The sequence below is a fragment of the Mesorhizobium sp. M7D.F.Ca.US.004.03.1.1 genome (assembly GCF_003998635.1).
Taxonomy (GTDB): Bacteria; Pseudomonadota; Alphaproteobacteria; order Rhizobiales; family Rhizobiaceae; genus Mesorhizobium; species Mesorhizobium loti.
Genome location: NZ_RZQG01000127.1, coordinates 1 through 10,181, shown reverse-complemented (window position 1 = coordinate 10,181; position 10,181 = coordinate 1). Strand labels below are relative to the sequence as shown.

General features: G+C 61.3%; 9 protein-coding genes and 1 pseudogene. 3 read left to right on the top strand and 7 right to left on the bottom strand.

The annotated features are described in order from the left end of the window. Positions 1-878, top strand: a pseudogene (locus tag EN935_RS10375) (coproporphyrinogen dehydrogenase); the annotation flags it as partial. Positions 879-887: 9 nt separating this feature from the next. Here EN935_RS10375 and EN935_RS10370 read toward each other — a convergent pair. From EN935_RS10370 to EN935_RS10340, 7 genes are all read right to left on the bottom strand, one after another. Then, positions 888-1,319, bottom strand: coding sequence for a potassium channel family protein (locus EN935_RS10370; protein WP_126069088.1), 432 nt, complete (start codon positions 1,317-1,319; stop codon positions 888-890). A 197-nt stretch (positions 1,320-1,516) separates the two neighbouring features. Beyond that, positions 1,517-2,260: a ribonuclease activity regulator RraA gene (locus tag EN935_RS10365; RefSeq protein ID WP_126069089.1), complete on the bottom strand. Its 744-nt coding sequence runs from the start codon at positions 2,258-2,260 to the stop codon at positions 1,517-1,519. A 26-nt stretch (positions 2,261-2,286) separates the two neighbouring features. After that, the gene (locus tag EN935_RS10360) at positions 2,287-3,441 is read right to left on the bottom strand and encodes a mandelate racemase/muconate lactonizing enzyme family protein (protein WP_109671206.1); all 1,155 of its coding nucleotides are present in this window, start codon (positions 3,439-3,441) and stop codon (positions 2,287-2,289) included. 10 nt (positions 3,442-3,451) lie between these two features. Then, positions 3,452-4,549: an ABC transporter ATP-binding protein gene (locus tag EN935_RS10355; RefSeq protein ID WP_109671207.1), complete on the bottom strand. Its 1,098-nt coding sequence runs from the start codon at positions 4,547-4,549 to the stop codon at positions 3,452-3,454. Positions 4,550-4,571: 22 nt separating this feature from the next. Then, a complete protein-coding gene (locus tag EN935_RS10350; RefSeq protein WP_109671208.1) occupies positions 4,572-5,456 on the bottom strand; it encodes a carbohydrate ABC transporter permease in 885 nt (294 codons plus the stop codon). Next, positions 5,453-6,343: a sugar ABC transporter permease gene (locus EN935_RS10345; RefSeq protein WP_109671209.1), complete on the bottom strand. Its 891-nt coding sequence runs from the start codon at positions 6,341-6,343 to the stop codon at positions 5,453-5,455. Before EN935_RS10345 ends, EN935_RS10350 begins: the two co-directional genes overlap by 4 nt. A gap of 141 nt (positions 6,344-6,484) precedes the next feature. Continuing rightward, entirely contained in the window at positions 6,485-7,981 is a 1,497-nt protein-coding gene (locus EN935_RS10340) for a sugar ABC transporter substrate-binding protein (protein WP_245462845.1), read from the bottom strand. A 313-nt stretch (positions 7,982-8,294) separates the two neighbouring features. Between EN935_RS10340 and EN935_RS10335 the strand changes: the two genes are divergently transcribed. Then, positions 8,295-8,930 (top strand): GntR family transcriptional regulator, encoded by a 636-nt coding sequence (locus EN935_RS10335; protein ID WP_245468857.1) that lies wholly within the window; start codon positions 8,295-8,297, stop codon positions 8,928-8,930. 42 nt (positions 8,931-8,972) lie between these two features. Beyond that, positions 8,973-10,181: mandelate racemase/muconate lactonizing enzyme family protein (locus tag EN935_RS10330; RefSeq protein ID WP_164771070.1), on the top strand; the 1,209-nt coding region annotated here is incomplete at its 3' end.

The window sequence follows — 10,181 nt, the reverse complement described above, 5'->3', positions numbered from 1 at the left end:
GCATGACCCGCGCGAGCCTCGGTGTCCAGGACTTCGATCCGAAGGTGCAAAAGGCGATCAACCGCGAGCAGACGTTCTTGCAGACCAAGACGGTCGTCGACGGCGTTCGTTCGCGCGGCGTCGAATCCGTCAATCTGGACCTGCTCTACGGCCTGCCGCACCAGACCCGGGAAAGCGTCTCCTCCACGGTCGCGCAGGCACTGACCCTGGAGCCGGACCGTATAGCGCTTTTTGGCTACGCGCATGTGCCGTGGTTCAAGAAACATCAGACGATGATCGACGAGGCATGGCTGCCGGATCCGAAAGAGCGGTTTGCCCAGTCGCAACTGGCCTCTTGTCTGATGCTTAACGCAGGGTATGAGCCCGTCGGCTTCGACCATTTCGCCAAGCCCAACGATGCGTTGGCTATAGCGGCCCGCACCGGCTGCTTGCGCCGGAATTTCCAAGGCTACACCGAGGATCGCTGCGAAACGTTGATCGGCCTTGGCCCGTCGTCCATCAGCCAGTTTCGCCAAGGCTATGTACAAAATATGCCTTCGACCGCCGAGTATGCGCGCATGGTCGCCGACGGCGGACTGGCCGCGGTCCGCGGTATCGCGCTTTCCGACGACGACCGCGTTCGCGGCTGGATCATCGAGCGGCTGATGTGCGACTTCGGCTTCTCGGCGATCGAACTGGTGGAGCGCTTTGGCGAAGTTGGCCAAAGACTTCTCGTGAAAGCAAGTTCCACGGCCCTTCACGATCCTGCGCGGTTGCTTGAACTCAACGGTGACCGCTTCGTCGTGCCAGCGGAAAGCCGGCCCTTTGTCAGGAGCGTCGCGGCAAAGTTCGACAAATATTTCGAAACCGGGAAAGCCAGGCATTCGGTGGCGGTCTGAGCATCGCCGTCAGAAATGCTCGCCGGCCTTGAACGGGCCGATGCGGGTGCCTGCCGCGATCAAATAGGCGGTCGACCAGCCGATGAGCAGGAACCCGTTTACGCCCTCGAGCGCCGCCAGGACACGCCACGCATGAGCGGGCACGATGTCGCCGTAGCCGACCGTCGAAAAGGTGATGGTCGAAAAATAGAGTGCGGTCTCGAAGTCGGCGAAGATATCGAGCAACCGGTATAGTCCTGCCCACAGCCACACCTCCGCTGTCATGATGGCGAAGAGCCCCATCACCACGCTGATCATCGCGACGATCCGGCTGCGGCGCCCATGCATGCGAAACCGGGCGACAAGGTATCCCATCGCATGCGTGACGGCGATCAGACCAAACGTATGGACCAGGACCGTCAGACTTATGACGATGGTACCGATGAGCAGATTGAGGACCATGCGTGGAACCTAGCCATCCAGAGCCCTTGGTCCTTGTGCGAGATCAAATCCTTCATGGCATGCTGCAAACCGTGACCATTGAATGTGTGCACCATGTGCGCAGTGAAGTCGCCTCCAGCAAAAAGTGGCTCTCAGCTCCGGCCCGACGGTCTTTGGACAGGCCTTGCGTGGACAAAGCCCGTGCGGTTGTTTCTACGTCAATCCGCCAAGCGATTGGTTGTGCGCCACTCCTCGTATTCGCCGCGGGCATCGTCATGCAGCGGATAGTAGCGCTGCAGCGGAGCACCCTGCATCAGCTTCATTCGGGAAAAATCTTCCCACTCGTGATGGATCTTTGACGTTTCGATGACCTGCGCCGCAAGCGCGATAGGCAGGACGACGGCTCCGTCGTCGTCGGCCACGATGATGTCGCCAGGAATGACGGTGACGCCGCCGCAGGCTATTGGCACGTTGACCGCGAACGGCATCAGGCCGGTCTGGGTGTGGAAGTTGGGTGTCCAACCTCGCACCCAGAGAGGCAGGTCGAGTTTCTTGAGGTTGGGATAGTCGCGCAGACATCCGTCGATAACCATGCCGGCGCCGCCGCGGCCCTTGAAATAGGTCGACATCATGTCGCCGAAGACACCGGCGCTCATGTCGCCACGCGCATCAACGACGACGATGTCGCCTTCCTGCACGTGGTAGAGCACATGACGGTGGAGCTGTTTCTCCGGGTCGGCATATTCGCCTTCGCCGTAGAGATCCTCGCGCTTGGGCATGAACTGCAGCGTCAGCGCGGGGCCGACGATCGACTTGCCCTTGTTCCAGCTCACCGGCCCCATGATGTGCGGGTTGCGGATGCCCATGTGCCCGAGCGTGCCGGCGACCGTTGCCGAGCCGATGTCCCTAAGCGCATCGAGGAGGTCCCTGGGCGGCCGGATGATATCGGGCGTATGGGTCATGGTAAATCTCCTTTGGCCCGTAGGGCCTACCAGTTGGTGACCGAGCCGTCGGTCCGGCGCAGATGGGGGGCTTCCCAGAACTTGAAGCTTTGCTTCTTGACCAGCGCCTCATCCACCTCGACGCCGAGGCCGGGTGCGTCGCCAACTTCATAGACGGCACCTGTGAGCTTCGGTTGAACCGGGAAGATGCCGGCATCGTCGAAACCGTGATAGAGTTCACCGGGCGAGGCGCGGGTTTCGAGCCAGGCAAAGTTGGCGACCGCCGCCGAAAAATGGATCGTCGCCGCGGTGCAGATCGGCCCGAGCGGATTGTGCGGCATCATATCGACGTAATGTGCCTCGCTCCAGCCGGCGACCTTCATCGCCTCGGTCAGGCCGCCCACATTGCAGACGTCAATGCGGTTGAATTGGTGGATGCCGCGCTCGATGTATGGCAGGAATTGCCACTTGCTCGAAAACTCCTCGCCGATCGCGAAAGGCACGTCGGTGAGTTTCCTGAGTGCCTCATAGGCTTCCGGCGTTTCGTCACGGATCGGTTCCTCAAGGAAATCGAGCGTGCCCAACGGCATCTTCTGGCAATAGCTGGCGGCTTCCGCGACAGACAGGCGATGATGGTAGTCAACGCCCAGCACCACCGTCTCGCCGAGCTCCTCGCGAGCCTTGACGCACCATTTCGCCGTCTCGGCGATGCTCTTTCGAGGCTCATAGACGCCGCGGCTGTCATGGTCGGCCGGGAAGAGGCGGATGGCGCCCCATCCCATCGCCATGAGTTCCCTGGCTTGCTCGATTATTTGAGGACCGCAAGGGCCTTTGGTTGTTGCGAAAGTAGGGACATGATTGCGCTGCTTGCCGCCGAGCAACTGATAGACCGGCACACCCAGCGCCTTGCCCTTGATGTCGTGCAGCGCGATGTCGATGGCCGAGATCGCCGCGGTGAGCACGCGCCCGCCCTCGAAATACTGGCTGCGATACATCTCCTGCCACAGCGCGCCAATGGCGAAGGGATCGCGGCCGACCAGGAACTCGCGATAGTGCTCAATAGCGCCGACGACGGCCTTCTCGCGGCCGGACAGCCCGCTCTCGCCCCAGCCGTAAATGCCTTCGTCGGTTTCCACCTTGACGATGAGCTGGTTGCGGATGCCGACCCAGGTCGGGTAGGGGATGATCGCGGTGATTTTCATGAGATTGCCGCTACGCCGCCTTCAGCGCCATTGTCGTCTCGCCGTCGAACAGGTGCATCTTGTTTTGGTCGAACTCGATCCAGACGGGCTCGTCGGGCGAGATCGCGACGCTCGGCTCAAGGCTGACCACCACGACCGCAGCACCCAGATAGACCTGCACGAAGGTGATGTCGCCGGTCGGCTCGACGGTGTAGACCTTGCCGGGCACGGCGCCCGGCGATGCCTGTTTGTGCAGCCTGACGGTACTGTGGCGCGCGCCGAGTACGATTTTGTCCGAGCTGGCCGACAGAGCCTTGCGCGCATTGGCGGGAGACAGCGACAGATTCCAGCCTTCAGGGCTTTGCAACGACATGTCGGTGCCCCTGGTGACGGCCGTCAACGGCACCAGGCTCATCGCCGGACTGCCGACGAAACTGGCGACGAACGTGTTCACGGGATTGTCGAAGACTTGGGCAGGCGAATCGTATTGCTGCAGCACGCCCCCGCTCATCACCGCCATCTTATCGGCCATGGTGACGGCTTCGAGCTGGTCGTGCGTGACATAGATTACCGTCGCGCTGAGATCGCGCTGGAAGCGTTTCAGCTCAGAGCGCATCTGCACGCGCAGCTTGGCGTCGAGATTGGACAGAGGTTCGTCCATCAGGAAGACTTTTGGGTCGCGTACCAGCGCCCGGCCGAGCGCGACGCGCTGCTGCTGGCCTCCGGACAGTTCGCGCGGCAGCCGCTTCAGAAGGTGGACGATGTCGAGCACCTTGGCGGCTTCCATTACCTTCCTTTCGATGTCCGGCTTGGCAAGTTTTCGCATCTTCAGCGGAAAAGCCAGGTTCTGGAACACCGTCTTGTTGGGGTAGAGCGCGTAATTCTGAAAGACCATGGCGATATCCCGGTCCTTGGGATCGAGATCGTTGACCAGGGTGTCGCCGATGTAGATGTCGCCGCCCGATATCGGCATCAGCCCGGCCACCAGGTTGAGCGTCGTCGTCTTGCCGCAGCCGGAAGGCCCGACCAGCGCAACGAACTCACCGTCCTCGACGGTCAGCGACACATGATTGACAGCATAGAGATTGCCATAGGTCTTGACGACTTCTCGCAGAACGACCTGGGCCATGCGGCTTCTTCCCCTTACGCAGTCACGACTTCACGGCGCCTTCTGTCAGGGCGCGAACGAAATATTTCTGTAGCACCAGGAACAGGACCACGACCGGCACGCTCATCAGGAAGGTTGCCGCCATCAGGCCGGGCCAGTCGGTGGCGAACTCGGTGAAGTAGCGCTGGATACCCACCGGCAAGGTCAACTTGTCCTTGTTGTTCAGGAACGTGACGGCATAGACGTACTCGTTCCAGGCACCAATGAACGAGAAGATCGACGTGGCGATGATGCCTGGCGACGAGAGCGGCAGCACGATCATGTAGAAGGCCTGGAAGCGCGTCGCCCCATCGATCCGCGCCGCCTGCTCGAGCTGGATCGGGATGTTGTCGTAGAACCCCTTGAGCAGCCAGATCGAGAGCGGCAGGCCAAACGTCAGATAGGTCAGGATCAGGGATGTGTGGGTGCCCACCAGCCCGAGCCGGCGCATCAGCAGGAACAGCGGCATCAGGAAAACGACCGCGGGAAACATGTTCCTGACCAGCACCGCGAAGAACAGGAACGTGCGGCCCGGAAAGCGGAATCGCGAAAAGGCATATGCCGCCGGCACCGCGACGACGACGCCGAGGATCGTCGTCGCCACCGAAACGTAGAGGCTGTTCCAGAAATATTGCAGGAATTCGTGGCCGACCGAATTCGAGGGATCGAGCAGCTTGCGGTAGTTTTCGAGTGTCGGCTCGGCCGGCCACCACTGCGGCGGGTATTGCATGGCGGCGAATTGCGACTTCAGCGATGTCAGCACCATCCACGCCATCGGCAGGACTGTGAAGATCAACAGGAACAGCAGGAAGACGCGACCGCTCCATCGCCACCAGTCAATGGGTTTTCTGGCAGCGGAACGGCTGGTGTCGGCGAGGGTACTGGTCATGCCCTGGCCTCGTCGCCGCGCGTCAGTGCCTTCACGTAGAAGTAGCCCAGCGTCATCAGCACGACGAACAGAATGACTGCGTAGGCCGATGCCAGACCCCAGCGCTGGCGCCCGAAGGCGAGCTGATAGATCTGGGTGATCCAGATGTCGGAAGCGCCAGCAGGCCCGCCGCCCGTCATCACCCACGGGATGATGAAGGAGTTGAAGTTCGCCACCATCAACAACAGCAGTGTAACCATCGAGACGCCTTTCAGGTGCGGAAAGGTCACGTGCCAGAAGCGTTGCCATGTATTGGCGCCATCGACCTGGGCTGCCCGCAGCAACTGGTCGGGCACGGTCTGCAGGCCGGCCATCAGCATGATCATGGCGAAGGAGAATTCCCGCCAGATGTTGACGACGATGAGCGAGGGCAGGACCGTGTACAGATTGTCGAGGAAGTTGATCGGCCTGTCGGTGAAACCGAATTGCACCGACAGTGCGCCGATCACGCCGAAATCCGAATGGTAGAGCCATTTCCAGACATAGGACGCGGCAACGGCGCTGACGACATAGGGGACGAGCAAAACGGCGCGAAGCACGCCACGGCCGGCGAACTCGCGGTGCAGCGCCAAAGCAGCGCAGAGCCCGAGCAGGAAGGAGATGAGCGTCGAGGATATGGTCCAGATCAGCGTGTTGACGGTGACATCACGGAACGACTGGCTGGTCAGGATGGTGACGTAATTGTCGAGCCCGACATAGACCTTGTCCTTCATCTGAAGGTTGGCGGGCGTTTTGAAAAGGCTGAGTTCAAGCGTGTAGTAGACGGGATAGGCGATGACGATCATCATTACCGCGAGCGCCGGAAGCACGTAGAGGTAGTCCGCGCGATGGTTCACCACCCGCTGCATAAGGCCAACGCGCCTTCCCGGTGCAGGGGCCAGTTCCGTGGCGATGCTCACGGGCTACATCCTTTGTTGGAAGACGTGGGGACCGGCAGCACGAAGGCTGCCGGCCGTTCCAGGGCGGGACGGGACTTACACCTCGCCAAGTTATAAGCCGCCAAGCAGCGCCTTGACCTTCGCGGCGGCGTCATCGGCAGCCGCATCGACCGTCATCTTGCCCGTCAAGGCATTCTGCAGCATGTCCGGGACAATGATGTTCATGATCTCCGGCGCTTCCGGGACGACCGGGAAAGGAATGCCGTTGGGCAGCATGGATGTCGTCACGTCGAGGAACTTGATCTGCTCAAGACGCTCCTTCATCCACTTGGTCTTGAAGCCGCGCAAATTGCCGGGGTTCGAACCGACCCAGTTAAGCCGCGTCGACCATTCCGGGCTTGTCCACATGCAGATGAGGGCCTTCACCGCCATCTCGTCGGTTCCGCCGTCCACATACTCCGGCTTGAGGACATGAATGTTGGAGCCGCCGAACACCACGGCGCGCCGCGCCGGACCTTCAGGAATCAGGCCATAGCGCATGTTCGCCACCACGGCGTCGGCAACTTTCTTGTCGGCGCCGGTTGCCTTGGATGCCAGGTCCACCATCTTGGCGTATTCGGCCGGATGAGCGATCATCATGGCCAACTGGCCGGCGATGAACGGGCCCTGGTTCTCGTTTTGCGTGTTGGTGAGCGCGGAGACCGGGACCGATTTGTCGCGCACATACATGTCGTAGGCAGCCTGCAGCGCGGCCTTTGCGCCGGGGCTGTTGAGACCGATGTTTTTGTAGGTCGGGGCCGGGTCGGCTTCGTCGAGCGCCGCGCCGCCGTAGGCCCACAGTTGCGGCATGAAGCGGAACGGCGTGTTGCCGGCGTTCTGCTTGGCCACCAGGCCGTAACCGGCAATGCCGAGCTTGTCGTGGATTTGCTTGGAGTCTTTGACGACTTCATCCCATGTCGCTGGCGGCTTATCCCCATCGAGGCCGGCATCCTTGAATATCTTGGCGTTCCAGATGAAGGCCATGGTCTCGTTGTTGGTCGGGATGCCGTAGGTCTTGCCGTCATAGGTGACCGACTTCAAGGCACCGGGCCAGAAGTCCGCTGTCTTGTATCCGACGTCTTCGGGCTTCAGCTCCTGCAAGTACCCCTTGGCCGCAAATTCCACGCCGCCCAGGATCTGCAGCCGCACGACCATGGGGCCGGCATTGCCCAGCAAGGCCGTGCGAAACTTGTCGAGAAGATCGTTGTAATTGATGTTCTGCGCATCGGTCTGGATGTTCGGGTAGGTCGCCTTCCACGCCACCCAGAACTCCTTGTCCATCTGCTTGGTGATTTCGGGCTCGGCATCCGACGGACCGGTGTACCAGTAGGTCAGGCGACCCTTGTAATCGAGCGGCACGACCTTGGAGCACTCGGCGGCAGTGTTGACTTCCTCGGTGCCGGCAATACTGCGGACATATTCCGGAGACCATTTGCTGATGTCGACGCTTTGCGCATGGACCGCGGTGGACATCATCGATGCGGCCAGTGCGAGCGCCACCGAGGATGTCAGGACCTGCCGGCGGCTCTGACGACCGGCCTCAGCTGCGCGATTTCTCGAATTCTTCATTGAGATTTCTCCTCCTCACGGCGGCGGCCAGCCAGCTATTCGGCAGGGCGTCCGACCCACAGCTTGCGCTCCTCCCTGGGCGGTCGAATTCGTTCCGACTTCAGCCAAGGTTCGTGAGACTTCCAGACAAAATTGTATCTGTCAACCTGGATGAAATCGTACATTCTTTTGGCAAGTTAACGTACTATGGGCTTGGCTAACGCGAAAAAGCTGCATAAAACCGGCATCCATGGGCGAAATCACACTCATCGACGGACCATCAGGGGACAGACCATCGGGGGAAACCTTCGATCAACCCGGCTGGGTCTATGAAATGATCCGCGACGAGATTATTTCGGGTCGCCTCGGACCCAATGTGAGGCTCAAGATCGCGGATCTGGCTGCCCAATACGGCACGTCGACCAATCCGATCCGCGAGGCGCTGCAGCAATTGCGCGGAGAGGGCTTTGTCCTGATCGAGCCCAATCGCGGCGCCCGCGTTCGGCCGATCGATGAAACCTTCGTGCGTGACATCATCGAGATCGAGGTGCTGATCGAGCCGGCGCTGACGCGCTGGTTCGTCTCGATCGTCGATGATGCGGACATTGCCAGGCTTGAGGCGGCGCAGGCCGCGATCGAAGAACTCAACTTCGCCGATCTGGCCCAGCACGGCGTGCTCGACACGCGTTTTCACCAACTGATCTACGACCGCCACTACAACCGGCATGCCGCCGAACTCTGGTGGAAACATCGCGAGATCCTGCGCGCCATCAGCCGCCGCTTTCCGACATCGCTCAGCCGGCGCATGGCTGTGCTGCGCGAGCACCGCGAACTGATCGAACGCATCAAGGCGCAGGATGCGGACGGCGCAGCCGCCGTCGTGGCCAGGCACGTGGAAGGATCTGGCCGCCATATCATCGAACAGATGGGGGTAGCCAGGCGAGCGGGCCAGGCAGGCGTCAAATCCTGACCAGTAAGTGGGCCAAATCCTGACCAGTAGGAGAGTGGTACGATGGCGAGAGACAGCAGTGCAGCTGAGACGATCGAGAACAATGTCCGCAGCGGTTCGCGGCCGAGCGATCTGCGCATCACCGACCTGCGCGTTGCCGAGATCGTCGGCGCGCCGTTCACCTCGGCGCTCATCAAGATCTACACCAACCAGGGCATTGTCGGGCTTGGTGAGGTACGCGACGGCGCCAGCGCGACCTATGCGCTGATGCTCAAGAGCCGGTTGCTCGGCGAGAATCCCTGTGACATCGACCGGCTGTTCCGCCGCATCAAGCAATTTGGCGGTCATGGCCGGCAGGGTGGCGGTGTCTCGGCAGTCGAGATCGCCCTGTGGGACCTCGCCGGCAAGGCCTATGGCGTGCCGATCTACCAGATGCTCGGGGGACGGTTCCGCGACAAGGTGCGTGTCTATTGCGACACCGATGCGGAGAAGCCCAGTGGCACCGAGACCGGCAAGCGGCTCAAGGCGCGGATGGATCTCGGCTTCACCTTCCTCAAGATGGACCTCGGGCTGGCGCAGATCTCCCACATCCCAGGCGCTGTGGTCGCGCCGGCTGGCGTGCTCGACGGTTTCCGCACGCATGCCAGCCGCGGTCGGGCACGCACGCTGGACGAACGCCGGGCACGCAATGCCGCCTATGACGCGCAGAACGTGCCGCATCCCTTCACCGGCCTCCACTTCACCGAAAAGGGCATCGACCTGCTCGATCAATATATCCACGAGGTCCGCGAGGTGATCGGCTACGAGATCCCGCTCGCCATCGACCATGTCGGCCACATCTCGCTGCAGGACGGCATCCGTCTCGCCCGGCGGATCGAGAAATACGCACCAGCCTGGCTCGAGGACGTGATCCCCTGGCAGTACACCGAACAGTATCGGCAGCTGCAGCAGGCTACGTCCGTGCCGATCTGCACCGGTGAGGACATCTATCTCAAGGAAGGTTTCGAGCCGCTGCTCAACGCCGGCATCTCGGTCATCCACCCGGACTTGCTTACGTCAGGCGGCATCCTCGAGACGAAGAAGATCGGCGATGCGGCGCAGGACCATGGCGTTGCCATGGCTATTCACATGGCGGAGAGCCCGATCGCCGCCATGGCGGCTGCCCATGTCGCCGTGGCCACGGAAAACTTCATGGCGCTCGAATACCACAGCGTCGAGGTCGACTGGTGGGACGATATCGTCACCGGCCTGCCCAAGCCGCTGGTCAAGGAC

What these genes read in the sequence shown, in the direction of transcription:
- EN935_RS10370 (WP_126069088.1), bottom strand. Translation starts at nt 1,319, where the DNA reads ATGGTCCTCAATCTGCTCATCGGTACCATCGTCATAAGTCTGACGGTC.
- EN935_RS10365 (WP_126069089.1), bottom strand. Translation starts at nt 2,260, where the DNA reads ATGACCCATACGCCCGATATCATCCGGCCGCCCAGGGACCTCCTCGAT.
- EN935_RS10360 (WP_109671206.1), bottom strand. Translation starts at nt 3,441, where the DNA reads ATGAAAATCACCGCGATCATCCCCTACCCGACCTGGGTCGGCATCCGC.
- EN935_RS10355 (WP_109671207.1), bottom strand. Translation starts at nt 4,549, where the DNA reads ATGGCCCAGGTCGTTCTGCGAGAAGTCGTCAAGACCTATGGCAATCTC.
- EN935_RS10350 (WP_109671208.1), bottom strand. Translation starts at nt 5,456, where the DNA reads ATGACCAGTACCCTCGCCGACACCAGCCGTTCCGCTGCCAGAAAACCC.
- EN935_RS10345 (WP_109671209.1), bottom strand. Translation starts at nt 6,343, where the DNA reads ATGCAGCGGGTGGTGAACCATCGCGCGGACTACCTCTACGTGCTTCCG.
- EN935_RS10340 (WP_245462845.1), bottom strand. Translation starts at nt 7,981, where the DNA reads ATGAAGAATTCGAGAAATCGCGCAGCTGAGGCCGGTCGTCAGAGCCGC.
- EN935_RS10335 (WP_245468857.1), top strand. Translation starts at nt 8,295, where the DNA reads ATGATCCGCGACGAGATTATTTCGGGTCGCCTCGGACCCAATGTGAGG.